Source organism: Xanthomonas sp. CPBF 426 (genome assembly GCF_903989465.1).
In the GTDB taxonomy this organism is placed as follows: Bacteria; Pseudomonadota; Gammaproteobacteria; order Xanthomonadales; family Xanthomonadaceae; genus Xanthomonas; species Xanthomonas euroxanthea.
In genome coordinates this window covers 4,518,554-4,545,228 of record NZ_LR861805.1, presented here as the reverse complement: position 1 = coordinate 4,545,228, position 26,675 = coordinate 4,518,554, and the positions used below count along the sequence as shown (strand labels likewise).

The 26,675-nt window shown below is 66.2% G+C and carries 23 protein-coding genes; 12 read left to right on the top strand and 11 right to left on the bottom strand.

Annotated elements, in window-relative coordinates; genetic code table 11:
- Positions 1-155: 155 nt before the first annotated feature.
- The 5 genes from H7A87_RS19315 to H7A87_RS19295 all read left to right on the top strand — a co-directional run bounded on the left by H7A87_RS19315 (position 156) and on the right by H7A87_RS19295 (position 5,559).
- A complete protein-coding gene (locus H7A87_RS19315; RefSeq protein WP_119129836.1) occupies positions 156-2,654 on the top strand; it encodes a ribonucleoside-diphosphate reductase subunit alpha in 2,499 nt (832 codons plus the stop codon).
- Positions 2,655-2,848: 194 nt separating this feature from the next.
- Positions 2,849-3,892: a ribonucleotide-diphosphate reductase subunit beta gene (locus tag H7A87_RS19310; protein ID WP_024940691.1), complete on the top strand. Its 1,044-nt coding sequence runs from the start codon at positions 2,849-2,851 to the stop codon at positions 3,890-3,892.
- A gap of 89 nt (positions 3,893-3,981) precedes the next feature.
- Entirely contained in the window at positions 3,982-4,467 is a 486-nt protein-coding gene (locus H7A87_RS19305) for a flavodoxin (protein WP_119129834.1), read from the top strand.
- Entirely contained in the window at positions 4,439-4,765 is a 327-nt protein-coding gene (locus H7A87_RS19300) for a thioredoxin family protein (protein ID WP_119129833.1), read from the top strand. Before H7A87_RS19305 ends, H7A87_RS19300 begins: the two co-directional genes overlap by 29 nt.
- 383 nt (positions 4,766-5,148) lie before the next feature.
- Positions 5,149-5,559, top strand: a complete 411-nt coding sequence (locus H7A87_RS19295) for an acyl-CoA thioesterase (RefSeq protein ID WP_104584165.1) — start codon at positions 5,149-5,151, stop codon at positions 5,557-5,559.
- Positions 5,560-5,693: 134 nt separating this feature from the next.
- Here H7A87_RS19295 and H7A87_RS19290 read toward each other — a convergent pair whose 3' ends face one another.
- The 4 genes from H7A87_RS19290 to H7A87_RS19275 form a co-directional block, all read right to left on the bottom strand.
- Positions 5,694-6,209, bottom strand: coding sequence for a hypothetical protein (locus H7A87_RS19290; protein ID WP_104584167.1), 516 nt, complete (start codon positions 6,207-6,209; stop codon positions 5,694-5,696).
- A 620-nt stretch (positions 6,210-6,829) separates the two neighbouring features.
- Entirely contained in the window at positions 6,830-7,774 is a 945-nt protein-coding gene (gene panE / locus H7A87_RS19285; RefSeq protein ID WP_180496806.1) for a 2-dehydropantoate 2-reductase, read from the bottom strand.
- Positions 7,775-7,779: 5 nt separating this feature from the next.
- Positions 7,780-8,583, bottom strand: coding sequence for an ABC transporter permease (locus H7A87_RS19280; protein ID WP_104584169.1), 804 nt, complete (start codon positions 8,581-8,583; stop codon positions 7,780-7,782).
- Positions 8,580-9,608 (bottom strand): ABC transporter ATP-binding protein, encoded by a 1,029-nt coding sequence (locus H7A87_RS19275; protein ID WP_208412254.1) that lies wholly within the window; start codon positions 9,606-9,608, stop codon positions 8,580-8,582. Before H7A87_RS19275 ends, H7A87_RS19280 begins: the two co-directional genes overlap by 4 nt.
- Before the next feature lie 140 nt (positions 9,609-9,748).
- Between H7A87_RS19275 and H7A87_RS19270 the strand changes: the two genes are divergently transcribed.
- The gene (locus H7A87_RS19270) at positions 9,749-10,471 is read left to right on the top strand and encodes a ferredoxin--NADP reductase (protein WP_208414103.1); all 723 of its coding nucleotides are present in this window, start codon (positions 9,749-9,751) and stop codon (positions 10,469-10,471) included.
- Between the two features lie 79 nt (positions 10,472-10,550).
- On the opposite strand, the gene dmeF is transcribed toward H7A87_RS19270, so the two are convergent.
- A complete protein-coding gene (dmeF, locus tag H7A87_RS19265) occupies positions 10,551-11,543 on the bottom strand; it encodes a CDF family Co(II)/Ni(II) efflux transporter DmeF (RefSeq protein ID WP_119129831.1) in 993 nt (330 codons plus the stop codon).
- Positions 11,544-11,608: 65 nt separating this feature from the next.
- Between dmeF and H7A87_RS19260 the strand changes: the two genes are divergently transcribed.
- On the top strand, positions 11,609-11,881 hold the full coding sequence (locus H7A87_RS19260) for a metal/formaldehyde-sensitive transcriptional repressor (RefSeq protein WP_104584178.1): 273 nt from the start codon (positions 11,609-11,611) through the stop codon (positions 11,879-11,881).
- Positions 11,882-12,025: 144 nt separating this feature from the next.
- On the opposite strand, the gene H7A87_RS19255 is transcribed toward H7A87_RS19260, so the two are convergent.
- Entirely contained in the window at positions 12,026-13,591 is a 1,566-nt protein-coding gene (locus tag H7A87_RS19255; RefSeq protein ID WP_119129830.1) for a beta-xylosidase, read from the bottom strand.
- 331 nt (positions 13,592-13,922) lie between these two features.
- Here H7A87_RS19255 and H7A87_RS19250 point away from each other — a divergent pair, with 331 nt between their 5' ends.
- Genes H7A87_RS19250 through H7A87_RS19230 form a run of 5 tightly spaced genes read left to right on the top strand, consistent with a single transcriptional unit; the run spans position 13,923 to position 18,333 of the window.
- Complete coding sequence (locus H7A87_RS19250; RefSeq protein ID WP_119129993.1) at positions 13,923-14,510, top strand: hypothetical protein; 588 nt, start codon at positions 13,923-13,925, stop codon at positions 14,508-14,510.
- Complete coding sequence (locus H7A87_RS19245; RefSeq protein ID WP_016903655.1) at positions 14,507-14,707, top strand: helix-turn-helix transcriptional regulator; 201 nt, start codon at positions 14,507-14,509, stop codon at positions 14,705-14,707. The genes H7A87_RS19250 and H7A87_RS19245 overlap by 4 nt, the downstream gene beginning before the upstream one ends.
- Positions 14,708-14,763: 56 nt before the next feature.
- Positions 14,764-16,365, top strand: coding sequence for an alpha/beta hydrolase (locus H7A87_RS19240; RefSeq protein WP_119129829.1), 1,602 nt, complete (start codon positions 14,764-14,766; stop codon positions 16,363-16,365).
- A 31-nt stretch (positions 16,366-16,396) separates the two neighbouring features.
- Positions 16,397-17,143 carry an ATP-binding cassette domain-containing protein gene (locus H7A87_RS19235; protein ID WP_119129828.1) on the top strand — a complete coding sequence of 249 codons (747 nt, stop codon included), beginning with the start codon at positions 16,397-16,399 and terminating at the stop codon, positions 17,141-17,143.
- On the top strand, positions 17,140-18,333 hold the full coding sequence (locus tag H7A87_RS19230; protein WP_115678033.1) for an ABC transporter permease: 1,194 nt from the start codon (positions 17,140-17,142) through the stop codon (positions 18,331-18,333). The genes H7A87_RS19235 and H7A87_RS19230 overlap by 4 nt, the downstream gene beginning before the upstream one ends.
- Positions 18,334-18,843: 510 nt before the next feature.
- Here the strand turns inward: H7A87_RS19230 and H7A87_RS19225 are convergent.
- The 5 genes from H7A87_RS19225 to H7A87_RS19205 all read right to left on the bottom strand — a co-directional run bounded on the left by H7A87_RS19225 (position 18,844) and on the right by H7A87_RS19205 (position 26,448).
- Positions 18,844-19,863 (bottom strand): energy transducer TonB, encoded by a 1,020-nt coding sequence (locus H7A87_RS19225; RefSeq protein ID WP_119129827.1) that lies wholly within the window; start codon positions 19,861-19,863, stop codon positions 18,844-18,846.
- Between the two features lie 134 nt (positions 19,864-19,997).
- Positions 19,998-21,560, bottom strand: coding sequence for a tryptophan halogenase family protein (locus tag H7A87_RS19220; protein WP_119129826.1), 1,563 nt, complete (start codon positions 21,558-21,560; stop codon positions 19,998-20,000).
- A gap of 12 nt (positions 21,561-21,572) precedes the next feature.
- Positions 21,573-22,586: a cupin-like domain-containing protein gene (locus H7A87_RS19215; protein WP_119129825.1), complete on the bottom strand. Its 1,014-nt coding sequence runs from the start codon at positions 22,584-22,586 to the stop codon at positions 21,573-21,575.
- Positions 22,576-23,277, bottom strand: a complete 702-nt coding sequence (locus H7A87_RS19210) for a SapC family protein (RefSeq protein ID WP_167766967.1) — start codon at positions 23,275-23,277, stop codon at positions 22,576-22,578. Before H7A87_RS19210 ends, H7A87_RS19215 begins: the two co-directional genes overlap by 11 nt.
- A gap of 156 nt (positions 23,278-23,433) precedes the next feature.
- Positions 23,434-26,448 (bottom strand): TonB-dependent receptor, encoded by a 3,015-nt coding sequence (locus H7A87_RS19205; protein ID WP_119129824.1) that lies wholly within the window; start codon positions 26,446-26,448, stop codon positions 23,434-23,436.
- Positions 26,449-26,675 lie beyond the last annotated feature (227 nt).

Here is a 26,675-nt window from a genome sequence, read left to right as displayed (position 1 = left end):
AATCTCCGGTAAGGAGATGGCTGGTGAGGCGATGCCGCCGCGGACCCCGTGTCCTGCGTGCTGGTCGTTGCGCACCGCCATCGCTGTCCAGGGAGTCCGGAACCGGCCGCAACCCGTCCCCCAGCCGGGTTCGTGTGCCTACGCATGGAGGACGCATGACCACCAACGACACCCTTGCCGCGATCGCCGCCGGTACCGCAACACCCACCAGCGTTCCCGCCGGTGTCAGCGCGCCCGGTTGCGGCGCGCCGGAATTGACCGACCCGTCGGACATCGTGCCGCCTCCCCGCCAAGCCATTGCAATGCACGCACAGACCATCGAAGAACAAGCCGTCGCCACCTGGATCACCAAGGAAGCCGGCAACCGCCGGATCCCGTTCGAGCCGGAGCGCCTGGAGCGCGCCATCGACCAGATCCATGCCGAATTCCCGCAGCTGGACGTGTCCGACTACAAGCGCTCGGTGTTCGGCTTCGTCGATCGCAAGGACAGCGTCAACGCCGACGACCTGGTCGACCATCTGATCCGCGAGGCCGAGGCCCGCGTCGATCTGACCACCCCGGAGTGGGAGCACTTTGCCGCGCGTCTGTACCTGCGCCGCCTGTACAAGCGCGCCAGCCGCAACCGCTTCTACGACGCCAGCCAGAAGTACGGCTCGTTCGTCGGCCTGCAGGAGAGCCTGGCCGACCGCAATGTCTATTCCAACGACATCCTGCGCCGCTACTCCAAGGACGAACTGATCGAAGCCGGCAAGATGATCGAGCCCGAGCGCGACAAGCTGTTCGCCTACAACGGCCTGTACCTGCTGGCTACGCGCTACCTGGCCACCGACAATTCGCGCGGCGTGTTCGAGCTGCCGCAGGAGCGTTGGCTGACCATTGCGCTGTACCTGATGCAGGACGAGATCGGCAACGGCAAGGGCAGCCGCGAGCGCCGCATGCAGCTGGTGGGCGAGGCCTACTGGGCGCTGTCCAACCTGTACATGACCGTGGCCACCCCGACCCTGGCCAATGCCGGCAAGGTCGGCGGCCAGCTGTCGAGCTGCTTCATCGACACCGTCGACGACAGCCTGCAGGGCATCTACGACTCCAACACCGACGTGGCGCGCGTGTCCAAGCACGGCGGCGGCGTGGGCGCGTACCTGGGCTATGTGCGTTCGTCCGGTTCGGCGATCCGCGGCGTGTCCAATTCCTCCGGCGGCGTGGTGCCGTGGATCAAGCAGCTCAACAACACCGCCGTGTCGGTGGATCAGCTGGGCCAGCGCAAGGGCGCCATCGCGGTCTATCTGGACATCTTCCACCGCGACATCGAGGCGTTCCTGGATCTGCGCCTGAACAACGGCGACCAGCGCCTGCGCGCGCATGACGTGTTCACCTCGGTGTGCATCCCTGACCTGTTCATGGAAGCGGTCGAGCGTCGCGGCGACTGGTATCTGTTCGATCCGCACGAAGTGAAGCGGATCAAGGGCTGGTACCTGCAGGACTTCTACGACGAGAAGAAGGGCGACGCCAACAGCAGCTTCCGTCGCAAGTACGAGGAAGTGGTTGCCGACGAGCGCATCACCCGCAAGACGGTCAAGGCGATCGAGATCTTCAAGCGGATCATGGTCAGCCAGCTGGAAACCGGCAATCCGTTCATGTTCTACCGCGACGAAGTCAATCGCAAGAACCCGAACAAGCACGAGGGCATGGTCTATTCGTCCAACCTGTGCACCGAGATTCTGCAGAACATGAGCCCGACGCGGATGATGCAGGAGATCATCAGCGGCAATCAGATCGTCACCACCAAGAAGGCCGGTGACTTCGTCGTGTGCAACCTGTCCTCGATCAACCTGGGCCGCGCGATCACCGTGCAGGCAGACCAGGCCGACCTGCTGGGCGCCGACGTGCTGGAGCGGTTGATCCCGATCCAGGTGCGCATGCTCGACAACGTGATCGACCTGAATCAGCTGCCCGTGCCGCAGGCCACCATCACCAACCAGAAGTACCGCGCCATCGGCCTGGGCACCTTCGGCTGGCACCATCTGCTGGCGCAGAAGTCCATCCACTGGAATGCCAAGGAAGCCGAGGACTACAGCGACGAGCTGTACGAGCGCATCAACTACCTGACCGTCCAGGCGAGCATGGAGCTGGCCAAGGAAAAGGGCACCTACAGCGTGTTCCGCGGCAGCGACTGGCACACCGGCGAGTACTTCCGTGCGCGCGACTACAACAGCCCGCAGTGGCTGGAGCTGGCCGCGCAGGTGGCCGTCAATGGCGTGCGCAATGCCTGGATGCTGGCGGTTGCGCCGAACATGAGCACCGCGCAGATCGCCGGTTCCACCGCCTCGATCGACCCGATCTACAGCGCGTTCTACTACGAAGAAAAGAAGGACTTCCGCCGTCCGGTCGCCGCTCCGGGCCTGTCGCTGGAAACCTGGCCGTATTACGAAAAGGGTGCCTACAAGGTCGACCAGTTCGCCAGCGTGCGCCAGAACGCGCGTCGCCAGCGCCACGTCGACCAGTCGATCAGCTTCAACTTCTACGTGCCCAGCACCATCCGTGCCAGCACCTTGCTGGACCTGCACATGACCGCCTGGCGCGAAGGCTTGAAGACCACGTACTACGTGCGTTCCAACGATATCGATATCAGCGAGTGCGAATGGTGTTCGAGCTAAAGCGCATGCAGTAGCGAAGCGCATTCGCGCTTCGCTTCCACGGTTCGCGTTGCGAACCGTGGACCCTGCTTCACCAGCTCCCACACCCCGCGCCTTCGGCGCGCCCCCTCACGCAGGGGGCTTTCTTCCAGAATGATTGCTGCCGTCGTCCCCGCTGCACGCGCGCGCGACGCCTGAAACACGAGTAGAGACCCATGTCCGCAACACCGCTTGAGCGCATCAAGATCCTGGAGCCGCGTCACCCCAACCGCTCCACCGCCATCATCAATGGCGAAACCTCCGGCATCCTCAACTGGAACGACATCCCGTACCCGTCCTTCTATCGGGCCTACAAGGAGCTGTCGACCAACTTCTGGATCCCCGACGAGGTGGACATGAAGGGCGACGCGCGCCAGTACAACGAGCTGTCGGCGCGCGAGAAGAATGCCTACGACTCGATCATCGGCCTGCTGGCCACGCTGGATTCGCCGCAGACGCGCTTCATCTACAACGTCGCCGAATACATCACCGACCCGGCCGCGCATGCCAATGCCGCGATCATCGGCCAGCAGGAAGTGATCCATAACGAGAGCTATAGCTACGTGCTGGCCTCGATCACCGGCCTGGCCGACCAGAACCGCGTGTTCGAGATCGCGCGCACGCATCCGACCATCATCAAGCGCAATGCGCCGATCATGGGCGCCTACGAAGACTTCATGCGCGACAAGACGGCCGAAACGCTGATCCGCGCGCTGATCCAGTCCTCGATCCTGGAAGGCATCAACTTCTATTCCGGCTTTGCGTATTTCTACAATCTGGTCCGCCAGAACCGCATGACCGGTACCGGCAAGATCATCAGCTTCATCAACCGCGATGAGCTGGCCCATTCCAAGTTCATCAGCGAGCTGATTCGCGCCATCATCGGCGAGAACCAGGCGCTGCAGGGCGACCAGCTCACCGACTACGTGCACAAGGCCTTCGAGCACGCGATCGACCTGGAAACCCAGTGGACCGCCGAAGTGCTGGACGGCATCGACGGCATCGACGTGGACGAGATGATCCGCTACGTGAAGTACCGCGCCAACAAGATGGCCGGCATGCTCGGCATCGAGAAGCTGTACGAAGGCGCCAACGACAACGTGATGCCGTGGATCAAGGCCTACGCCGACAACTTCACCGAAACCAAGACCGACTTCTTCGAGATGCGCAATGCGTCGTACAAGAAGACCAATTCCGATAACGGCTTCGACGATCTGTGAGTAATCGGGAATAGGGAATCGGGAATGGCAAAAGCAGGCAATACCGCGCTCTTCCGATTCCCCATTCTCCATTCCCGAATCCCTGCCCCATGAACATCCTGCTCGCACTGGCCTCGTTGAGCGGCAATACGCGTGATGTCGCGCGCAGTGTCGCACTGCGCTGCGAAGCGGCCGGGCACACGGTGACCTGGCTGGAGACCGACGTGCAGCGGCTGGAGCAGGTGCCGCATGCGCCCGGGCAGTACGAGCTGTTTTTGCTCGGTAGCTGGACCGACAACGGTGGCCGCACGCCGGCAGAGATGAAACGTTTCATCGTCGAATTGGTCGAAACGCTGGGCAAGCCGCCGCGGGTGGCGGTGTTCGGCACCGGCGAAACGCAGTGGGGCGAGGACTATTTTTGCGGTGCAGTGCATCGCATCGCACAGTTCTTCGCCAGCCCGTTTCCGCGTTTGACCATCGAACAGATGCCCCACGGCGTGCGCGACGCGCAGGCCATCGCCGCCTGGACCGACGAGGTCCTGGCCCAATGCCAACACGATCCCCACGATGCACACCATTACCGTCACGTCGCCTGAGCACTACACTGCCACCCTGGCCGCGCATCCGCGCGCGTTGGTGGATTTCTACAAGGACAACTGCCCCGGCTGCCGCATGCTCGACATGTCGCTGGACAAGTTCGCCAACAGCGAGGCCGCCGAGGGCGTGGCCTTGTTGAAGGTCAAGCTGGAAGTGGTGGGCGAGGAGTTCTTCCGCGGCCTGGGCCTGCGCCAGACCCCGACCCTGGCGCTGTACCGCGATGGCAGCGAGGTGGCACGCCTGCCCGGCTTCCAGTCGCCGGCGCAGGTGGAAACCGCGGTCAAGACCAGCCTCTGAGCCACCGTGGCGGCGCAGGGGCCTGCGCGCCTACGGTTGCATGTTCCCCGCGGCTGCATGCCTCGAGAAGAGTGCTGCACGCCACCGTCTCGCCAGGCGATTGCGGACGCGAACGCGATGCCCTCGTAGGAGCGGCCCCGGCCGCGACCGCCGTCCCGATGGCCTCATCGTGCACGCGGCAGTACATGCGATAGTCACCCAGGATGCCGGCCGTTGGCGACGCTCCCGCAGCGGCAATGCGCAAGCGCCCGCGTCGGCACGCTGGATCGCCGTGGCGGCTGCGCTGCGTTCCGGCGTACGCCGCTGCGGCTGACCGCCTATCCTGTCTGTGTCAGGCTGCTGCAATCGCTTTGGCACGCAGCGCCTCTCCACTGGAACCCCTCATGTCAGACAGCTTGCAGACCCAGCCACCGATCGAAGCCCGCATGGCCGAGATCGTGTTCCCCAACCACACCAACCATATGGGCACGCTGTTCGGCGGGCAGGCGCTGGCGTGGATGGACAAGGCCGCATTCCTGGCCGCATCGCGCTATGCGCGGCGTGCGGTGGTGACCGCGCGCTCGGACCAGGTGGATTTCAAGCTGCCGATCCGCCAGGGCCAGATGGTGGAAACCATCGCGCGGGTGGTGTCGGTGGGGCGCAGTTCGATCAAGGTGGAAGTGGAACTGATCGCCGAGGACCTGCTCAGCGGCGTGCGCGAGCTGTGCACCCGCGGCCACTTCGTAATGATCGCGCTCGGCGACGACGGCAAGCCGACCTCGGTGCCGGCACTCCCGATGACGGACAAGGGCTGAGGCTGCAACCAGCGCTGTTCCCGCCGGCGCTGCAGCCTGCCAGGCGCCTGTCCTGCGCGCATGGCAGGGCGCACCGGGTGCACATGCGCTGACCGCAAGCTGCGGCTGCGTAACCGGGAGCCGCGTGCGCTTGCCTATTCCTCGACCTCGCGGTCTTCGCGCTTGGTTTCTGCCATCGCCTCGGGTTCCAGCTCTTCGGCGCTGCGATTGAGCTTGACGAACACGCCCCAGGCAATCAGCAGCAATGCCGCACACGAGCCAACCGCCGCGGCATATGGCAGCTTGGCCGGATCGGCGTGCATCAGCTCGAAGATCGACACCAGGGTTTCGATCGCCAGCGCGATCACGATCACCACGAAAAAGCGCGACAGATAGCGGCGCACGCGTGTCGGCCCGCTGACCTTGACGTCGCGCAGGATCTCTTCCTCGAAGATCGTCTGGCCCAGCTCCAGCGTCACCAATGCCACCGTGAGCAGACCGACGGCTTCCAGCACCACGTTGAAGCGGTCGCGCACCACCATGTCGCCGCCGGGGGTGAAGCCATGCCACAACTCCAGCCCGGCCATCGTCACCAGGCCCGCCGCGCACAGCACGAAGAACGCCAGGATCACGAAGTGACCGGCACGGAACAGATGGCTGAGCAGCTTCATGATGACGACGGCGAGGGAGGGATGCAGAGCATCGTGTGCGTGGCGTCGTGACGGCGCGAAGGCTGCGCCGACCCTGCGCCCCCTCATCCGGCGCTTTGCGCCACCTTCTCCCGCGGGCGGGAGAAGGATTTGCGGGGAGCAAACGGCGGGGTGGCGAGGAGGCTGCTGTGGCGGTGTGAAGCTGCACCGACCCGGCGCGCCCTCATCCGGCGCTTTGCGCCACCTTCTCCCGCAGGCGCGGGAAGGATCTGCGGGGAGCAAGCGGCGAGGTGGCGAGGAGGCCGCTGTGGCAGTGTGAAGCTGTATCGACAGGACGCGCCCTCATCCGGCGCTTTGCGCCACCTTCTCCCGCAGGCGGGAGAAGGGAAGGGATCTGCGGGAGTAAGCAGTGGGGGCGGGGAGGTTGCTGTGGTGGTGCGACGGTTGCGCCGAGTGGACGCGCCCTCATCCGGCGCTTTGCGCCACCTTTTCCCGCGGGCGGGAGAAGGATTTGCCGCGGTGTAGGGACGCAGGCCGCTCGTCCAGTCATGCAGCGGGGCTGCCACTGCCTTCTCCCGCTTGCGGGGGAAGGTGCCCGAAGGGCGGATGGGGGCGACGCGTACGCCCGCCCACCATGCCCATCAGCTATGCCGCAACACCTGATACGCCTGCAGATGCACGTTGGCGGCCATCAGCAGTGGTGCGTTGCGTCCGGTTTCGCGCACGCGCCTGAGCATGTCGCCGACGATCTGCGACGCTTCCACCTCCTGGCCGGCTTCCAGATCGCGCAGCATCGAGGCCTTCAGGGGCGAATCCACTTGCAACAAGGTCTGCAGCGCCTTGGCGCGCGCAGCTTCCGGGATCGGCTGGCCGGCCGCATCGGCGGCCCACAGGCATTCGTTGTACACGCCGTTGATCAACGCGCGGCCGTCGTCGGTGGCGACGATCGCCCCGACCGGTGCACGCATCAGGCAGGTGGCCGCCGCCAGCGCGGTGAGGAAGCTGTACTTGATCCACTGCTCCTGCGCGATCTGCGCGCTGGCCACATGATCGATGCCGGCCTGCGTGCAGGCTGCCGCAAGTGCCTGCACGCGCGTCGACTCCGCGCTGCCATCGCGCTCGCCGAAGGTCATCGCCGCCGGCTTGCCCAGGTGCAGGATCTCGCCCTGCGCGCCCTTGGTGGCGCTGATGAAGCACAGCCCGCCCAGCACGCGTGCCGCACCGAAACGCTCGTCCAGCGCGGCGTAATGGCGCAGGCCGTTGAGGATCGGCAGCACCGTGGTGTGCTCGCCCACCGCCGGCGCAATCGCCTCGATCGCGCTGTCCAGGTCGTAGGCCTTGCAGCTGAGGATCACCAGGTCGAACGGCCGCTGCGCCACCAGCGCCGGCAGATCCTGCGCGGTGACATGCGCCACCGGGAGCTCCGCATCGCCCAGCGGACTGCGAATGCGCAGGCCATCGGCCTGCAGCTGTGCCGCGCGCGCATCGCGCACCAAGAAGGTGACATCGACCCCGGCCTGCGCCAGACGCCCGCCGAAATAGCCACCGGTGCCGCCGGCGCCGAGGATCAAGATACGCATCGCCATCGTCATCAGCTCCGCAAACCCACGCCACGGCGCAGCAGCCACAGCGCCAGCGCGCTGAGGACCGCGACAAAGCCCAGCATCAGCGCGTAGGCGACCCAGATCGGCACGTCCGAGCTGCCGAGCAGGCCATAGCGGAACGCGTTGACCATGTAGAAGATCGGGTTGGCGTGGGTGGCCGCTTCGGCCCAGGGCGGCAGCAGCTTCACCGAATAGAATACGCCGCCCAGATAGGTCAGCGGGGTCAGGATGAAGGTCGGCACGATCGCCACGTCGTCAAACTTCTTGGCGTACACCGCATTGACGAAGCCGGCCAGCGAAAAGATGGTCGCGCCCAGCAACACGGTGGTCAGGGTCACCAGCGGATGCGGGATGCGCACCGGGGTGAAGAACATCGCGATGATCAGCACCAGCGCGCCGACCATCACCCCGCGCAGCACCGCGCCGGAGACATAACCCCACAGGATCACCCAGTTGGGCATCGGGCTGACCAGCAGCTCTTCCACATGCCGGCCGAACTTGGCGCCGAAGAAACTGGAGGAGATGTTGCCGTAGCTGTTCTGGATCACGCTCATCATCACCAGGCCCGGCACGATGAACTGCATGTACGTGTAGCCGCCCATGTCGCCCACGCGCGAGCCGATCAGCCCGCCGAAGATCAAGAAGTACAGCGTCATGGTGATGGCCGGCGGCACCAGGGTCTGGCCCCAGATGCGCAGGATGCGCTGCACTTCGCGGCGCACGATGGTGCCCAGCGCAATCCAGTTGCGGCGCGCGTTGGTGGGTTCGGTCACGGTGTGGATCTCGTTCATGGCTGGCCTCCGCTGCGCGGCTGCGCTGGCGGCGTGCCATGGGGCACGACAGGCGTGGATGCGGTGGCGGCGGCATCGGCCGGTGCCGGGGCGTCGCCGGTCAGGCGCACGAACAGCTCTTCCAGCCGATTGCTCTTGGTGCGCATCGAACGCACCCGGATGCCGGCGCTGCCGAGCGTGGCGAACACGCGGTTGAGATCCATCGCGCGCGGCATGTCCAGGTCCAGCGTGTGGCCGTCGATGGCGGTGAGCGTGGTGCCTTCGATCACCGGCAGTTCGGCTGGCAGGTCGCCGTCGATATCGAACAGGAAGCCCTCCACGTCGAGCTTGGCCAGCAGCTCGCGCATCGGGCCCTGGGTGACGATCTGGCCGTGGTTGATGATGGCCAGGTTGCGGCACAGGTGCTCGGCTTCTTCCAGGTAGTGCGTGGTCAGGATGATGGTGGTGCCGGCGGCGTTGATCTCCTTCAGCACGCGCCACATGTCGCGGCGGATCTCGATGTCCACGCCGGCGGTTGGCTCGTCCAGGATCAGCAGCCGCGGCTGGGTCATCATGGCGCGGGCGATCATCAGCCGGCGCTTCATGCCGCCGGACAGCGTGCGGCTCATCACCTGGGCCTTTTCCCACAGGTGCGAGCGGCGCAGCTCCGCTTCGGCCAGCGCGGCAGCCTGCTCGCGCGGCATGCCGTAGAAACCGGCGTAGTTGACCAGGATGTCGAAGGGCTTTTCGAACAGGTTGAAGTTGACCTCCTGCGGGACCAGGCCGATCAGGCGCATCGCATCGCTGCGCTGGCCGACCAGGTCGGTGCCGAACACTTCCACCTGGCCGGCGGACAGGTTCACCAGCGAGCTGATGATGCCGATCAGGGTGGATTTGCCGGCGCCGTTGGGGCCGAGCAGGGCGAAGAAGTCGCCTGGCGCCACGTCCAGCGACACGCCCTTGAGCGCCTGGGTGCCGTTGTCGTAGGTCTTGCGCAGATCGCACACACGCAGCGCGGGTGCGGTGATCGGAGATGGGGAATTCAAGATGTTCCTTCGCGTCAGCGTGACGGCGCAGCGAGTTACAGGCCGTTATTATAGAAGCCCGCGGGGGCAAGCCCCGATCACAGACTGTCCTAAATACGTTCGTGCCCGTTCAATTCCCCCTCAAGCTTGTCGACCGGCGCATGATCGCGCCCACCGTGGCCCACTGCCAGTTCCTGCGTGACGACGGGCAGCCGCTGGATTTCCAGCCCGGGCAGTTCATCCAGATCCATTTCACTGCCGCCGACGGCACGCCGACCAAGCGCAGCTATTCGCTGGCGACTATCCACGACCATGCGTTCGGACCGGGCGAGGCGGTGGATATCGCGGTGAGCTTCGTGCCCGGCGGCTCGGCCACCGCGCTGTTCGAAGGCCTGCAGATCGGCGACCGGTTGCAGGCCAGTGGTCCCTATGGACGTTTCTGCCTGCCGGCGGGCGACCACAACCGGCGCTATGTGCTGATCGCCACCGGCACCGGCGTCACCCCGTACCGCTCGATGCTGCCGCTGCTGGCCGAGGCGATCGCCACCCGCGGCGTGCAGGTGCTGCTGCTGCAGGGCGCGCGTACGCCGGCCGAGCTGCTGTACGGCGACGACTTCCGCGCGTTTGCCGATGCGCACCCGCAGTTCCGCTATATGCCGTGTTTTTCGCGCGAGCTGCCGGAACAGCCGCATGCCGATGTGCGGCACGGGTACGTGCAGCAGCAGCTGGCCGAATGCGCGCCCGATGCGCAGGGCGATATCGCCTACCTGTGCGGCAACCCGGACATGGTGGACAGCTGCATCGACGCCCTGAAGGCAGCCGGCCTGCCGAACGCGCAGATCCGCCGCGAGAAATACGTCAGCCCGGCACCGGCAAAGACCTGAGGCTTCCCGCGCGAGGCCGGCGCAGGCCCGGTTGCCCCGGCGATGGCAAGGCCCGCCCACAGCTGGCGCTGCCGGGCCGCTAGGCCGCCGCCAGCGCCGCCCGCGGGCGACGCAACTCGACGGTGATGTGCACCAGTTCTTCGTGGATCTGCAGGGCGGCGCGCACCAGGTCCGCATCGATGTCGGCCGCAGTGACCAGGCTGACCACGCAGGCATAACGATCGCTGCCCACACGCCAGACATGCAGGTCGCCGATGGCGATGGCATGCGGCAGCCCGGCGATGACCTGCTTCACTTCTGCCACCACCGGCGCATCCATCTCCGCATCCAGCAGCACCCGGCCGGTACTGCGCAGCAGGCCCCATGCCCACACGGTGACCAGCACCGCGCCGACGATGCCCATGATCGGATCCAGCCACCTCACGCCCCAGTACATGCCGGCGAGCAGCGCGACGATCGCCAGGACCGAGGTCGCGGCATCGGCCACCACGTGCAGATACGCGGCGCGCAGATTGAGATCGGCATGCCCATCGTGGTGATGACCATGACCATGACCATGACCATGACCGTCATGCGCGTGGTCGTGCCCGTGGTGGTGGCCATGCGCATGGCCATGCGAGTCGCGTAACCACCAGGCGCAGATCAGGTTGACCAGCAGGCCGATGACGGCGATGACGGTGGCTTCCTGGTACTGGATGGGCCTGGGCGAAAACAGCCGTTCCACCGACTGGAACGCCATCAGGCCGGCCACGCCCAGCAGCAGCATTGCGCTGGTGTAGCCGCCGAGCACTTCGACCTTCCAGGTGCCGAAGCTGAAGCGCAGGTCGCCTGCATTGCGCCGCGCGAAGCGGTAGGCGAACAGCGCCAGGCCCAGCGCCAGCGCGTGCGAGCTCATATGCCAGCCATCGGCGAGCAGGGCCATGGAGTTGAGCGTCCAGCCGCCGACGATCTCCGCCACCATCATCACCACGGTCAGGATGACCGCCTTGCGGGTGCTGCGCTCGGCCAGCGTGTTGGCGCTGGCGAAGGTGTGCGACTGCGCGCAGTGCGGCGCGGCATGCATGATCGACATCGGGAGGGGCCCTGGCTACGATACCCCCCTATGGTATCTCAGGTACCCCCAGGGGGTATATGGCAATGGCGCATCTGAATCAGGACAAATCCAAGCTGCTCGCCCGCGTGCGCAGGATCCGTGGACAAGTGGAGGGGCTGGAGAAGGCCCTGGCGCAGGACGTGGACTGCACGGCGTTATTGACGCAGGTGGCGGCGTTTCGTGGCGCTGCGCAGGGCTTGATGGTGGAGTTGCTCAGCGAGCACTTGAAGCATCACGTCGCCGCGCCCGACGCGCTGAGCGAGCGCGAGCTGGCGGTCGACGACATCGCCGCCATTCTCAGGACGTATCTGAAGTAGGCGCGGCCATCGGAAGAAGCAACGCGTTCGCCGCCAGGCGGATGCGGCCGGCGCCAGGACCCGGCATGTGCCATGCGCGCACTGCGGTTCCTGCGCGCCGTCCGCCCTCGCCCGCGTGCACGGGGGCAAGGGCTTGCCGTGCACTCAGCGCGCCGAAGGCTCCAATGTCATCAGCACCACGTCGTTGCTGCGCATCGGCACGCGGATCTCCACCACGCCGTCGGCACCGACACGTACGCGGCGGTCCTGTTCGGGCGTATCGCGCGTGGCCTGCTGCAGCTGCACCAGCTGCCGCGGTGCCAGGTCCTTGGGCATGCCCATGTCGATGTACAGCGACAGCGGGTCGTTGCGCCGGTAGCCGGTCTTGCGCACCTGCAGCCGGTAGTTGCCGGCGGGCACCTGCGCCAGCCGGAACACCAGCGCTGCGCTGTCGGTGCTGGGCACCTGTTTGGTATAGAACGGGGTATTGCTCACCGCCTGCACCGGCTGCTGCCAATCCCAGGCCACTGCCGCGATGCGCTGGCCATCCACCGCCGCAAACGCATGTGCATCGCCCAGCGGAATGTCGCGGCCCTTGAGCGCGTGCAGGTACTTGTAGGCGAACCAGGCCGGCTTGCGGATGCCCTCGCGATTCATCAACCCGAAGCCGCCGTGGAAGGGTGTGGGCGGCGGGCCGGGTTCTTCGAACAGATCGGTGTAGGTCCAGTAGCTCATGCCCTGCACCAGGCCTTGCACCTGCTTGAGCTTGGTCAGGATATAGGGCGCGCTGATGTAGCTGTCGTGGACGAAATCGCGCGGCGTGTAGCTGCTGCTCCACTCGGTGAAATACAGCGGCAGATCCGGAAATGGCGAGGCCTGGATCTGCGTGCGCACCCGGCGCACATCGCCGACGATGGCGTCCGGCGATGCCGACAGCTTGACGTCCTGCTTGCCGTCTTCATCGAGAAAGCCGCCGTCCACGCCATAGGTATGCGTGGTGACGAAGTCGATCGGCAGTTTGTTCTTGGCAACATAGGCCAGCAGTTCCGGCACCCAGTCCGCACCGGCGGTGGAGGGGCCGCCGACGCGCAGCTGCGGATCGATTGCCTTGATCGTGCGTGCGGTGTTCGCATACAGCTCGAAGTAGGCCTGTTGGTCGGCGTTTTCCCAGAAATCCTTGAGGTTGGGTTCGTTCCATACTTCGAAGTACCACTGGCGCACTTCCTCGGCGCCATAGCGCGCCCGGATGTGGCGCACGTATGCATCGATCAGCTGGGTCCACTTGGCCGGGTCCGGATGCGAGGTGTTGCCCTTCCAGTAGAACAGCGTCTGCTCGGAGGTCTTCATCGCGCCGGGCGTAAAGCCCAACTCGACGAACGGGCGGATGCGCTTGGCCAGCAGCGCGTCGTAGAGCTGATCCAGCTTGGTCCAGTCGTACACCAGTTTGCCGTCCACCTCCTTGACGGTGCCGAGCACGTCATGGAACACGTCGTGGAAGCGGATGTAGCGAAACCCCAGCTCCTGCACCGCGGGCACCAGCTGCGCCTGGCTGTCGCTGCGGATCAAGGTGCCGGGAAAGTCCGAGCCGATCGACAGATCGTAGAACCGGTCGACCGGCCCGCCGGCGCTGCCCAGATCCACCTGGATGGTGCGCGGCGCTGGCGCCTGCGCCATGGCAGAGGCCGCCATGCAGCCGCCCAGTGCAATTGCCAACAAGATCTTCAGACGCATTGGCGCTCCCGCCGAGGTTCGATCGGGGGAGCGTAACCCAGCTCGGGTCCTGCGCTGCATGCCGCAGCTGCTTGCGTCTGCTTCCCGCGATCGTCGCGCCGCAGCGGGGGAAAGGCGCACACGATCGACCATGTAAAGGGTGCTTGACAGCTGACCACGGCAGGCGCATCTTGCCTGTCAAGTTGACTTGACAGGCGAAGGGAATGCGTCAGCGTCATCGGCAACTGCAATGCAGACCGGCATGGTCGGCGCAGCCCTTGCTGCGCGGCGGAGTCGGAATCCGCAGCGCTGGCCTGCCACTGCCTGCATCGACACCTGCGCGGCACGGCGCATGACCGGCTGCAATCGCAACGCGCTGATGGCGCTCTGCCTGGGTGCGGGCCTGCTTGCCGTGGGGGTGCTCGGGCATTGGCGGCTGCTGCCGCTGAGCGCCTACCTTGCCGGGCTGTGCGTGGGCGGGGGCGTGTCGTGCCTGTTGCTGTCGCTGCTGCTCTGGCTGTCGCGTGGCAGCCTGCGCGACAGCACGCGGCCGGTCCTGGCGCGACGCTATCACCGCGAGTTCGGCGTGCCGATGGGGATGTATGTGGTGGTGATGCTGTTCTGGAACCAGGTGCTTGCCCGCGTGGATCCGGGCTGGGTGCGCGTGCTGATCGCCTTGTTGCCGGCGGTGCTGGTCGCCCTGGTGATCCGCGCGGTGGCGCGCTACGTGCGCGACTCGGATGAGATGCAGCGACGCATCGAGCTGGAGTCCATCGCCATTGCCGCCGGCCTGCTCAGCAGCGCGTACATGACCGGCGGCTTTCTGCAGGCCGCCAAGCTGATCGACATTCCCGCGACGGTGGCGATGTTGTGGGTGTTTCCGATGTTGTGCGCCATCTACGGCGTCACCAAAAGCATCAACGCACGACGGTTTCAATGAATAGTCGCGTGCGCGAACTGCGCGAGGCCAGTGGCTGGTCGCAAGGCGAGCTGGGTGAGCGGTTGGGCGTGTCGCGGCAGACCATCAATGCACTGGAGACCGGCAAGTACGATCCCAGCCTGCCATTGGCGTTTCGCATCGCGCGCTTGTTCGGGGAATCGATCGAGCACGTCTTTCTTTACGAAGACGGGCAGTAGTCGCGCCGGTCACACCCGACCGGCTGCGGTGTCAGGGGACAGGGATATCAGGAGAGATGGCGAACATGGTCAAGCAACCCACACTGGTGGCAGCGCTGCTGCTCGCGCTGCTGGCGAGCGGATGTCAGCGGGCGGACCAGCCGGCTGAAAACGCAGCTGGCGCGACCAAGGCTGTGCCGGCCGCGTCCGGCAGCGTGCGGCCGCGTGCTGCAACGGCGCAGACCGGCACCGCCGCCGGCAATCGCTACGGCGCATTGCACTTTGCACCGTGCACGCTGAGTTCCGGCAGCGCGGCCGGCAATATCGAAGCGCAGTGCGCCAGCCTGCGGGTGCCGGAAAACCCGGCCGCGCCGACAGGGCGCAGCATCGACCTGAAGATCGCCTGGCTGGAAAGCGATGCCGGTGCGGGCAGCACGCCGGACCCGGTGTTCTTCATCGCCGGTGGGCCGGGGCAATCGGCCACGCAGGTCGCCGCGATCGTGGACATGGGTCTGCACGAAGTCCGCAAGCAGCGCGACATCTTCCTGGTCGACCAGCGCGGGACCGGCGGCTCGCATCCGCTGGAGTGCCGCGATGCCGCCGGCAAGCCGCTCATGCTGGAAAACAGCAGTGCCGCCACCGCCGAGCAACTGACCGATTACGCGCGCCAGTGTGCACAGGGGCTGCGCAACGACGCCGATCCGCGCTATTTCACCACCAGCGAGGCCGTTGGCGATCTGGATGCGGTGCGCGCCGCACTGGGCGTGCAGACGCTCAACCTGATCGGCGGCTCCTACGGTACCCGAGTGGCACAGCACTATGCGGCGCGCTATCCGCAACACACACGCACCCTGGTGATCGATGGCGTTGCGCCAAACGATCTGGTGATCGGCGGCGAATTTGCGCGGACGTTCGAAGATGCGATCGCGTTGCAGGCCAGCCAATGTCGCAAGGAACCCGCCTGCGCCAAGCGCTTTCCGGTGGACACGCGCACGCAGCTGCGGCAGGTGGTGGAGCGCCTGCGGCAGGCGCCGGTTGCAGTGGATTACCGCGATCCGCGCACCGGTGAACTGCACCACGAGCAGGTGACGGCCGATACCGTGGTCGGCCTGGCATTCGGGTTTTCGTATGCGCCGGAAACCGCCTCGTTGCTGCCGCTGGTGCTGGACGAGGCGGCGGCGGGCCGTTACGCCTCGTTGATGGCGCTGGCGCAGATGAGCGCATCGGACATGTCCGACCAGATGAATCGCCCGATGCAGTGGTCGGTGCTGTGCAGCGAGGACGCCGGACGCTATACCCCGCCAGCCGCCAAGGACGGGACCTTGCTGGGGGCGGACGTGGCGCAGATGTTCTTCGCGCCCTGCACGGCCTGGCCGACCAAGCCGGCCCCGGCTGCCGATGCCGCGCCGTTCAAGTCCAACCTGCCGGTGTTGTTGCTGTCGGGCGAGCTGGATCCGGTGACGCCGCCGCGCTATGCCGAACGTGTACTGCAGGGCCTGCCCAATGGCCGCCACCTGGTGGCGCCGGGGCAGGGCCATGGCGTCTTTCGCCTCGGCTGCATGCCCAAGGTGCTGGGCCAGTTCCTGCAGACCGCCAATGCCAAGACACTGGATGCGCAGTGCGTGGCCAGCCTCAACAACGTGCCCGCGTTTACCTCGTTCAACGGATGGGAACCATGAGCCGTACCGACCACGCCACGGAGGCGCACGCATGATCGTCGTCGACAACCTGCACAAAGCGTTCAAGACCAAGACCGGGCCGGTGAAGGCGGTCGATGGGGTCAGTTTCAGTGCCGCCGATGGCCAGATCACCGGCCTGCTCGGCCCCAACGGTGCCGGCAAGACCACCACCTTGCGCATGCTCTACACGCTGATGTCGCCCGACCAGGGCAGCGTCAGCGTCGATGGCGTGGATGCCACCCGCGACCCGGTGACCGTGCGCCGCGCGCTGGGCGTGTTGCCGGATGCGCGCGGCGTCTACAAGCGGCTGACCGCGCGCGAGAACATCGCCTACTTCGGTGAGCTGCACGGGATGTCGCGCACGCGCATCGCCGAGCGCACGCGCCTGCTGTCGGCGGCGCTGGACATGGACGACATTCTCGATCGCCAGACCGAAGGGTTCAGCCAGGGCCAGCGCACCAAGACCGCGATTGCACGCGCGCTGGTGCACGACCCGCGCAACGTCATCCTCGACGAGCCCACCAACGGGCTGGACGTGATGACCACGCGCGCCATGCGCGGCTTTCTGCAGCAACTGCGGGCCGAAGGCCGCTGCGTGATCTTTTCCAGCCACATCATGCAGGAGGTGGCGGCGCTGTGCGACCGCATCGTCATCGTTGCCAAGGGCACGGTGGTGGCCTGCGGCGGCGCCGACGAACTGCGCGCCGCCACCGGGGAAGACAATCTGGAAGACGCCTTCGTCAAGGCGATCGGCTCGGACGAGGGACTGCACGCATGAGCACCACATCGTTGTTGTCCACGCTGTGGACGGTGCTGCGCAAGGAACTGCGCGACATCGGCCGCGATCGCCGCACGCTGGCACTGGCCTTGCTGCTGTCGCCATTGCTGTATCCGATCCTGATCCTGGGCATGGGCGCACTGAGCGAAAGCCGCGTGCGTACCCAGATCGACAAGCCGTTGGAAATTCCCATGCTCGGCCGCGAGAACGCGCCCAATCTGGTGCGGTTCCTGGCCGCGCAGGGGCTCAACGCGGTCGATGCGCCGGCTGATCTGACCGCCGCAATCCGCAACCAGGATGTGGATGTGGCATTGCGCATCAGCGCCAGCTACGCCGACGACTGGCGCGCCGGGCGCCCGGCCCTGGTGGAGGTCATCAAGGACAGCACGCGGCGCGAGGCCGACGTGCCGAGCCTGCGCCTGCAGGCCGCGCTCGGCAGCTATAGCCAGCAGGTCGGTGCACTGCGCCTGCTGGCGCGCGGCATCGATGCGCAGGTGGGCAGGCCGCTGGAAATCGCCGCGCAGGATCTGGCCACCGCCGAAGCCAAACGCGGGCAGATGATGGCGATGCTGCTGCCGGTGCTGCTGGTGATCACCTCGTTCCTGGGCGGCGCCTCGCTGATCCTGGATGCCACCGCCGGCGAGCGCGAACGCCAGTCGCTGGAACCCCTCCTGGCCACGCCGGCGCCGCGCAGCGCGATCGTCAGCGGCAAGATCGCCGCCGCCTGCGTGATCGGCATGCTGTCGTTGCTGCTGACCTTGCTGGCCTTCAAGGTGAGCGCGCAGCTGTCCACGTCGAACCTGGGCCGCCAGCTCAATGTCGGCGTCGTGCCGATGCTGCAGATGCTGTTCATCCTGGTGCCGATGCTGTTTATCGGCACCTCGCTGCTGACCTATCTGGCCGCCGCCGCCAAGAGCATGAAGGAAGCGCAGGCGCATATGACCTGGCTGTTGCTGCTGCCGATGCTGCCCGGCTATGCGCTGATGGCGTATCCGTTGAAGACGCAGTTGTGGCATTTCGCGGTGCCGTTCCTGGCGCAGAACCAGATGCTGCTCAAGGTGATCCGCCACGAGCAGATCGACGCCCAGACCTGGGCGGTGTACCTGCTGGCGGGCTTCGGCCTGGCCGCGCTGTTGTGGTACGCGGCAGTGCGGCGCTATCACCAGGAACGGCTGGCGATTTCCGGCTGATGCCCCTCTCCTGCCGGGAGAAGGGGGCGCACAGCGCCGGAGGACGGCGCAAATTGCCGGTACGAATGCGCGGTGACGCATGTCGATGTTGACGTTGATTGATTGAACGGTGTTGTTGTCTGCGCAGTGCGTGACGTCGACTCTGTCGCCGTACCTCACCCCAACCCCTCTCCCGAGGGGCGAGAGGCTAGCAGTTCCTTCTCCCCTCGGGGAGAAGGTGCCCGAAGGGCGGATGAGGGTACGGATCACCAGGAAACAAAACGCCCGCATCGCTGCGGGCTTTTTGTTTGGCGCCCGACATCCGCCGGGAGTGCAGTGCATTGATCATCGGCAGCCATGAGCCATGAGCCATGAGCCATGAGCCATGAGCCATGAGCCAACAATCAACCAATCAACCAATCAACCAATCAACCAATCAACGACCAAGCAATCAAGGAATCAACGACTAAGCAATCAACGGACTCACTCACTCAGCCGCATGCAGAACTACCTGATCGCCCAACGCCCCACTCAACCCCCCGGGTTGAACGACAGCGTGCGCCGCGTGGTCACCGGTGCAGCCACCGGTTCGAAACGCCAGCGCTTGACCGCATTGAGCGCTTCGCGGTCGAACACGCGCGGCGGGGTGGCGCGCAGCACGCGCGAGGCGGTGATCGAGCCGTCGGTGCCGACGGTGATCTCCACCAGCACTTCGCCGGAGGTGCCGGCGCGCAGCGCTTCGGGTGGGTAACGCGGTGCCGGGGTGCTGATCGGGCGCAGCGACTGCGCGGCCGGTGCAACTGCGGCAGTTGCCGGTGCCGGGCGCGGGGCCGCCGGGGTCGGCGCAGGCGCCGGAGTCTCGGCCTGACGGCGCGCGGCGGCCTGGCGTTCGGCCTCGGCGCTCTGCTGGCGGGCGGCTTCCTGTTGCGCGGCGATCTGCTGCGCGGCGGCCGCCTCGCGGGTTTGCTGTTCGGCCAGACGCTTCTGCTCGGCCGCCTGCTTGGCCTTGTCCTCGACCAGCTTCTTGGCCTGCTCGGCATCCTGCTCGGAGCGGCTGGCGGCGGTCTTCATGCCGGTGTCCAGGCCGCTTTTCAGGCGCGGCAGTGCCGGTGCCTTCGGGTCCACCTTTTCGATCAGCGCGATCAGGCGCTGCGCCTCGGGGAATTCTTCGCGGCTGATGCCCTGTTCGGCGGCGATCAGCGTGTACGGCAGCAGGTCGGTCAGCGCGCTGTTGACGGTGGCGTCCTGCGGCTGCTTCTCACGCAGGGCCAGGTAGTACTCCACCGCGTTGTCGCCGGCCGGGGCGTACATGCGGTTGTCCTGCAAGGCCTTGGTGGCCGAGGCGCGCAACTGGTCGGCAGCCATCGATTGCACCTGCGGCGACACCGCCGTGGCCGGCGTCGCCGCGGTGGCCGGTGCCGCAGGCGTGGCGCCGGTGGCAGGCGCGGTGGTGGCGGCCTTGTCGTCCTGCCTGGAGCAGGCGGCCAGGCCGACCAACAAAATGACCGGCGCGATCCGGCGTGCCATACGGCCCTGTGTCAGATCCAACATGCGTCCCCCTTACCCCGATTGCAAAAAGATGCTGCGGCGAGCGCCGGCCATTGTTCCCGCAATGGCTGGCAAAGCGGCAATCTAGCATTGCTGGGGCGGTCTAAGCCAAGGGGGGCGCCTGCCGGGCGCGAAATTCATCGCGTCCCGGTGACCAGCGCCGTGTCGGTCGGCAGCCGCGTTGCCGGCTCGGGCAGCGGTGCCGGGCAATAGCGCCGCAGGAAGTCCGCATGCGCCGGCAGCCGCAGCAAGGCAGCATCGACACGCGTGCGGATGGTCTCCAGAAAATGACGGAGCTCGGCATCGCCCATCAGGTCGGCCACCGGGTGATGCTGCTTCGGCGTGATGCCCTGGCCCAGCATCACCTGCACCCAGGAGTTCTCGGCAAACAGCTCGTTGGCCTGATGGAAGACCCGCCCGCTCTGGCGGAACAACTCCACCCGATGGCGCAGCGTGTCGGGGATGTCCATCGCCGCGCAATCGCGCCAGAACGGCGTGTCGCGGCGGTCGGTGGCGTGGTAATGCAGGATCACGAAATCGCGGATATGGGTGATTTCGGCGGCGGCCTGGCGGTTGTATTCGGCGATGTCGACATCGTTGATGACCTGCGGAAAGGTCTGCATCAACCGGATGATGCCGCGCTGGATCAGATGGATATTGGTCGATTCCAGCGGCTCCAGAAAGCCGCTGGCCAGCCCCAGCGCCACGCAGTTCTTTTCCCAGACCCGATGCCGCTGATTGGGCGTGAAGCGCAGTGCCCGCGGCTGGCTCAGTGCGCGGCCGCTGAGATTGTGCTGCAGCACCTGCGCGGCGCTGTCCTGGTCCATGTAGCGGCTGGAATACACGATGCCGTTGCCGACCCGGTGCTGCAGCGGAATGCGCCACATCCAGCCCGCCTGATCGGCGCGCGAGCGGGTGTACGCCACCGGCGCGCCGACCGATTCGGTCTGCACCGCCAGCGCGCTGTCGGCAAACAGCCACTGCGACCAGTCGTCCGTGCCCACGCCCAGCGTCTTGCCGATCAGCAGGCCGGCAAAGCCGGTGCAATCCAGGAACAGATCGCCTTCCACCCGCATGCCGTTGTCCAGCGTCAGCGCGGTGAGATAGCCGCTGTGCGCGTCGGTCTCCACGCTGCCGATGCGGCCTTCGATGCGCTGCACGCCGAAGCCTTCGCTGAAGCGGCGCAGGAAGCGCGCGTACAGGCCGGCATCCAGGTGATAGGCGTAATTCATGCCGCCGTTGGGCAGATGCGCAAAGCGGCCTTCCTGCGCGGCGCGCAGTTCCAGGCAGTAGTCGCCGAAGTCGCGCGCCACGCCACGCTGCCGGCCCTTCAACCAGAAATGCTGGAAGCCGGCACTCCAGTGATCGGTGCCGGTATGGCCGAAGGAATGGATGTAGTGCCGGTCGACATCGCGCCAGTGCTCGAAGCCGATGCCGAGCTTGATGGTGGCCTGGGTGGCGGCCATGAACGCGGCCTCGTCGATCTCCAGCAGGCGGTGGAAGGTGACCAGGCTGGGGATGGTGGCCTCGCCCACGCCCACCGTGCCGATCTCGTCCGACTCCACCAGAGTGATCTGCAGGTGCCGGCCCAGCACCTTGGATAACGCGGCGGCGGCCATCCAGCCGGCGGTGCCGCCACCGGCGATGACGACGCGGCGCACCGGGCGCTGTTGTGGATCCGCAGGCGTGGTGTCGGTCATGGCATCAGATCCTCAGCGATTCAGGCGTTGCAGCAAGCGCGCGCGCAGGCTGCGGGCACGGGCCTCGTCCATCGGCGCCAGCACGCCGCGCGCAGACTCCGGCACGTGTGCGGCGGTGTCCGCGTCGGCATCGAACACGTAATGGTCGAACACGTCCTGCCAGATGGCGCGTTGCTCCGCTGGCAGGTCGCGCATGGTGAGCAGCGCCAGCATCAGCGCATTCATCGGCGAATCCATGTAGGCCGGGCTCTGCCGCCACCAGAAATTCACCAGCACGTTGAACGGCGTCAGCGCCTGGACGTGATGCCACCACATGCTGGGAATGAACAATGCATCGCCCGCTTCCAGCTCGGCCACCAGCGCGTGTTCCAGCGCCTGCGCATAGCGTGGAAAGCGCTGCAGGTCCGGCGCGGCGATATCGACCAGGCTGACCGGCTGGCCGGCCGGGGTGAGATCGAGCGGGCCGATATACAGGTTGGCCAGTTGCTGCGGCGGAAACAGCGTGAAGCGGCGCCGCCCGGCGACCACGCAGGCCAGGTTGTCGGGCAGGTCCTGGTGGGCGGCGATGCGGGTGCGGTTGCCGATCCAGATGCTGGCCAGCGGCTGCGCCTGCGGCAGGGCGATCGGGTTGTGCGCGCGCAGGCCGGGCAGGTAGGTGTCCAGCGTGGTGGAGCCGACATAGATCGCCGGTGGCTGCGGGTTGTGCAGATCGCGCAGCAAGGTCTCCAGCACCACGTTCAATGGCACCCGTTCGGGGCGGAAATTGAAGCCACTCATGTCCGCGTTGTAGAAGAAGCGCCCATCGATCTCCGGCGGGCCGACCTGCGCCACCACCGCCTCGCCGCGATCGAAGCCGCGCAGGTAGGCGGCGGCCGCCTGCGCAGAGCTCGCGCCGGCCTGCGCCAGCGGCCAGTCGCGCACCAGCCCGCGCAAGACCAGCGGCGTGGTGGAGCGCAGCATGGCCGGATCCAGCTGCTGCGGGTCCAGCCCGTGTCGCTCTTCGATGGCGCGCGGCTCAACCAGCATGGCGGCGTTGCAGGCGGTCGAGCAGGTGGCGGAACTGCGCGATCGAGGCCACCGCCATGTACAGCGGTTCCAGATCGCCATGCCGGTGCAGATCGAGCAGTGCGGCATCGTCGAGCGCGCGCAGGCGTTCTTCGTGCACGGCGTAGAGCCCGGTCAGACGGCATTCCAGGCCGTTCTGCAGCGTGGCCTCGAACACGAACGGTTCGAGCAGGTCGTAGCCCAGCAAGCGTGCGACGAACGCCTCGCTCGCGGTCAGGCCATCGTGCAAGGTGCGCAATACCTGGCTGATGTGGTCGAGAAATTCGGTGGTACCGCCATGTTCGCGAAACAGCACCTCGCCTTCGCTGCGGCTGATGCGCGGGCTGTCCAGGTCCACGTGCACCATCGGTCCGTCCGCCTGCTCGCCGATCAGAAACGGTTGCCGCTGGATCGCCAGCGGCACGTACGGCGCATCCCAGCGCGTACCGTCCAGGAACAGGTTCTCGCCCAGGCGCAGGCCCAGCAACGCCAGCGGCTGAAAACTGCGCTCGCCGCTGCGATGGAACACGATCGGGTATTGCGCCTGGAGTTGGCGGAATTCCTGCGGAAAGGTCGCAGCCGACATCACGTCATCGCCGAAGGCGGCGCCGTGCGCGGTGATCACGCGCAGATCGCGGTGATCGAGGTTGTTCAACAACACGGCATTGGTCATGGGGGGCAGGCAGATCACGCGGGGCGCGTGGCCCATGCTTGGACAGTTCCCCTCCGCGTGGCAAGTGCCGGATGCAGCAACTGCGGCCAGCGCGCGGAAAGGCGGTGCGGGTGTCCCGGCAGGCGCGCTGCCGGGACGCTCGGTACCTCACTCAGATCACCAGAACTTGTAGCGCACGCCCAGCATGTAGCGCGGGCCGGTCTGGGTGGCGTAGATGATCTGGTTCGGGTGACGGCCGTGCTGGCGCTGCACCTCGTCGGTGAGGTTGATCGCCTCCAGGCTCAGCGACAGGTTCTCGGTCCACTGGTAGCCGATGCTCAGATCCAGCTGGCCATAGGCTTCGGTGTAGACCGGGTTGGGCTGGCCGCTGCCGTCGAAGCGTGCGGCCAGGAACTCGTCGCGCCAGTTGTAGGCCGCACGCACCTGCCACTTGTCCCTGTCGTAGAAGCCGACCACGTTGGCCGAATCGCTCAGCCCTTCCAGCGCGAACTGCTCGCCGATCACGTAGTTGTCGTAGGTCAGGCCGGAGTCGACCATGGTGTAGTTGGCCGACACGCCAAAGCCGCTGTCGCCGAACATGTGCTGCAGGTTGAATTCCCAGCCGTCCAGCGAGGCCGAGCGCTGGTTGGCCGGCGCAGTGATGGCGAAGTTGGCCACCGGGTCGCCCGGCTGCCCGCTGATCACACCGGTGGCATTGCCATTGGAATCGTCCGTCCCGCGCACCACACCCGGCGCACCGCCGCGGTTGCGGAAGATGTAGTTGCGGATGCAGGTCAGGTCCGCCGAGGCGCAGCCGTTGCCCAGCGCTTCGTTCCAGTACGCACCGCCCACCGGCGTGTTCAGGCCCAGCGAGGCATCGTTGCGCGTGGTCACGCCGATGTAGTTGTCGATGTTCTTGCGGAAGAAGCCCACCGAGGCGTAGCTGGCATCGCTGTAGTACCACTCCAGCGACAGGTCGATGTTGTGCGAGAGCAGCGGCTTGAGGCCGGGATTGCCTTCCTGGCCGGTGCCGCCTTCCAGGCGCGCGATCTGGTTGAGCGTCTGCCCGCCCTGGATATCGCCCCAGCCGGGCCGGCCGATGGTTTCGCCGTAGCTGCCGCGCAGCACCAGATCCTCGGTGAGCTTGAAGCTCAGGTCCAGGCTGGGCAGCCAGTACTCGTACTTGCCGCTGCCGCTGGCGAATGCCGAGTCGGCCAGGCGGATCGGCAACTCGTTGTTGGCGACCCAGTCGATGCCCACCGCCACCGGCACCAGCGCCTGTGCGTCCACCTTGGTTTCTTCGTAACGCACACCGGCGGCCAGGCTGATCGGCACGCGCAGATCGTCCCAGCTGTTGTTCCACTGCAAATAGGCATTCTTGGATTTTTCGGTCACGCGGCGGTCGGTGGTGAACACCGGCGAGGTGCGGTACAGCGCGTCGTCGCCGGCCACCTGCGCGGCGGCCTGGCGGGCGCGTTCGAAGTCGAACAGGAACAGTTGATCGAACTGCGCCGGGTTGCCGCTGCCATCGATCGCATCGAAATACTGCGCGAACGAGCTTGGAATCCACAGATCGTCCGGATAATCGGCCGCGGTGCCGGCACCGCCCCAGGTGTCGCGCTGCACGTTGGAAAATGCCGAGCGGTTCTTGACCTCGGTGCTGCCGATGCCGAACTTCAACTGCGAATAGTTTTCGAAGGTGAAGTCGCCGTTGACCTGCGCCTGGTCGATCTCCGACTTCATGTAGCTGTTGCGGAACGCCGAGCCGGTGACCAGCGTGCGCGACGGATCCAGCCCGGTCAGGCCGAAGCCCAACTGCTGCTGCAACACCGGGAAATCCTTGCTGAAATCCACCACCGAGGTGCCGCGGTAAAAGCCGGACACGCCCAGCGAATTGCTGGAACCGAACGGGCTGTCCGCACCGGCTTCGGCGGTGGAGCGGTGGATGTCGAAGTTGAGCTTGAACTGATCATTGACCGCCCAATCCACGTTGAAGCCCAGCGACTTGTTCTCGTTGCGCGTGGCCGCATTGGAGCCGGCGGTGGCCAGATCGCTGGTGGCCGGATTGACGATTTCCGAGTAGCTCACCGGTCCTGCCACCGGGCCGTTGGTCCAGGCGCTGGCCGACGGCCCGTAGTTGAACCACACCGACATCTCGTTGCGCTGCTGCTGGATCTTGTTTTCCGAATAGGTGTAATCCAGCGTGGTGGTGATGTTGTCCAGCGGCTTGTACTGCAGTACCAGCTGGCCGTTGGTGCGCTGGCGCTCCACGCCGACCACGCGGTAGTTGAGGTTCTGCGGCACCGAATAGATATCGTTGGGGCCGGGGCGGTTGACGATGTTCTCCGAGCCGGGCGCGCCCGGCTGCGGGATGGTGCCGTAGGCGGTGGCATCGCCGCGGAACGAACGCCAGCCGTTGGGCACGCCGACCTGGCTATAGCCGAAGTCGCGCTCCTGATAGCTGCCGCTCAGCGACACGCCGAAGCGTCCATCGGCCGAGGTATTGCTGAAGATGCCGGAGATTTCCGGGGTCAGCGAATCGCCCTGCAGGCGTCCGGGCAGGTTCTCGTTGGAGCTGTCGTGCACGCCCTTGAGGCCGACGTTGGCATGCAGGCCCGGGTTGTCCAGCGGCCGGCTGGTCTTGATGTTGATGGTCGCACCGATGCCGCCGGTGGGCGTGCTGGCGCGGCTGGTCTTGAACACCTCGATACCGGAGATCGACTCCGACGCCAGGTTGGCGAAGTCGAACGCACGCGAGTTGGAGGCGTTGGACTCCTCGATGCTGGCGCCCGGCATCTGCCGGCCGTTCAGCAGCACCAGGTTGAAGTCCGGGCCGACGCCGCGCACGGTGACGCGCGAGCCTTCGCCCAGCGAGCGGTCGATCGACACGCCGCTGATGCGTTGCAGCGACTCGGCCAGATTGGTATCGGGGAACTTGCCGATGTCCTCGGCCACGATGCCGTCGACGATGCCCTGCGCATCGCGCTTGACGTTCATCGACGAGGTGAGGCTGCCGCGGATACCGGTGACCTGCACCGCATCGAGCGTGGCCGGATCGGCCTGGCTTGCGCCCGGAACGGTGGACGCGGACTGCGGCGGCGGTGCGGTCTGCGCGGCCAGCGGCGTCGACAAGGCAAACAGCAGGGCAGACGTCAGACGCCGCGTGCGCGGCAGGGTGCGTGGCTCTCTCACAATGATTCTTCCCCAAGTGAAGATAAGCCGGCCCCAGGCGGGACAGGCGAAGGTCGATGAAACAGTCGTGCATTTGTGAGCGCCGCCTTAACCAAGTCAACTTGCACTGCAGCATCGGCCGCGAGCAATCGCGTCACACATCGTTCCAGTCAGCACCACGGCGAGCGCACGCGCAGGTCGCGGGCTTGGTCGTACCATCGGTCGTCGAGGCGCGCGGCTGCGTGCCA

What these genes read in the sequence shown, in the direction of transcription:
- H7A87_RS19315 (WP_119129836.1), top strand. Translation starts at nt 156, where the DNA reads ATGACCACCAACGACACCCTTGCCGCGATCGCCGCCGGTACCGCAACA.
- H7A87_RS19310 (WP_024940691.1), top strand. Translation starts at nt 2,849, where the DNA reads ATGTCCGCAACACCGCTTGAGCGCATCAAGATCCTGGAGCCGCGTCAC.
- H7A87_RS19305 (WP_119129834.1), top strand. Translation starts at nt 3,982, where the DNA reads ATGAACATCCTGCTCGCACTGGCCTCGTTGAGCGGCAATACGCGTGAT.
- H7A87_RS19300 (WP_119129833.1), top strand. Translation starts at nt 4,439, where the DNA reads ATGCACACCATTACCGTCACGTCGCCTGAGCACTACACTGCCACCCTG.
- H7A87_RS19295 (WP_104584165.1), top strand. Translation starts at nt 5,149, where the DNA reads ATGTCAGACAGCTTGCAGACCCAGCCACCGATCGAAGCCCGCATGGCC.
- H7A87_RS19290 (WP_104584167.1), bottom strand. Translation starts at nt 6,209, where the DNA reads ATGAAGCTGCTCAGCCATCTGTTCCGTGCCGGTCACTTCGTGATCCTG.
- panE (WP_180496806.1), bottom strand. Translation starts at nt 7,774, where the DNA reads ATGGCGATGCGTATCTTGATCCTCGGCGCCGGCGGCACCGGTGGCTAT.
- H7A87_RS19280 (WP_104584169.1), bottom strand. Translation starts at nt 8,583, where the DNA reads ATGAACGAGATCCACACCGTGACCGAACCCACCAACGCGCGCCGCAAC.
- H7A87_RS19270 (WP_208414103.1), top strand. Translation starts at nt 9,749, where the DNA reads ATGATCGCGCCCACCGTGGCCCACTGCCAGTTCCTGCGTGACGACGGG.
- dmeF (WP_119129831.1), bottom strand. Translation starts at nt 11,543, where the DNA reads ATGTCGATCATGCATGCCGCGCCGCACTGCGCGCAGTCGCACACCTTC.
- H7A87_RS19260 (WP_104584178.1), top strand. Translation starts at nt 11,609, where the DNA reads ATGGCGCATCTGAATCAGGACAAATCCAAGCTGCTCGCCCGCGTGCGC.
- H7A87_RS19255 (WP_119129830.1), bottom strand. Translation starts at nt 13,591, where the DNA reads ATGCGTCTGAAGATCTTGTTGGCAATTGCACTGGGCGGCTGCATGGCG.
- H7A87_RS19250 (WP_119129993.1), top strand. Translation starts at nt 13,923, where the DNA reads ATGACCGGCTGCAATCGCAACGCGCTGATGGCGCTCTGCCTGGGTGCG.
- H7A87_RS19245 (WP_016903655.1), top strand. Translation starts at nt 14,507, where the DNA reads ATGAATAGTCGCGTGCGCGAACTGCGCGAGGCCAGTGGCTGGTCGCAA.
- H7A87_RS19240 (WP_119129829.1), top strand. Translation starts at nt 14,764, where the DNA reads ATGGCGAACATGGTCAAGCAACCCACACTGGTGGCAGCGCTGCTGCTC.
- H7A87_RS19235 (WP_119129828.1), top strand. Translation starts at nt 16,397, where the DNA reads ATGATCGTCGTCGACAACCTGCACAAAGCGTTCAAGACCAAGACCGGG.
- H7A87_RS19230 (WP_115678033.1), top strand. Translation starts at nt 17,140, where the DNA reads ATGAGCACCACATCGTTGTTGTCCACGCTGTGGACGGTGCTGCGCAAG.
- H7A87_RS19225 (WP_119129827.1), bottom strand. Translation starts at nt 19,863, where the DNA reads ATGTTGGATCTGACACAGGGCCGTATGGCACGCCGGATCGCGCCGGTC.
- H7A87_RS19220 (WP_119129826.1), bottom strand. Translation starts at nt 21,560, where the DNA reads ATGACCGACACCACGCCTGCGGATCCACAACAGCGCCCGGTGCGCCGC.
- H7A87_RS19215 (WP_119129825.1), bottom strand. Translation starts at nt 22,586, where the DNA reads ATGCTGGTTGAGCCGCGCGCCATCGAAGAGCGACACGGGCTGGACCCG.
- H7A87_RS19210 (WP_167766967.1), bottom strand. Translation starts at nt 23,277, where the DNA reads ATGACCAATGCCGTGTTGTTGAACAACCTCGATCACCGCGATCTGCGC.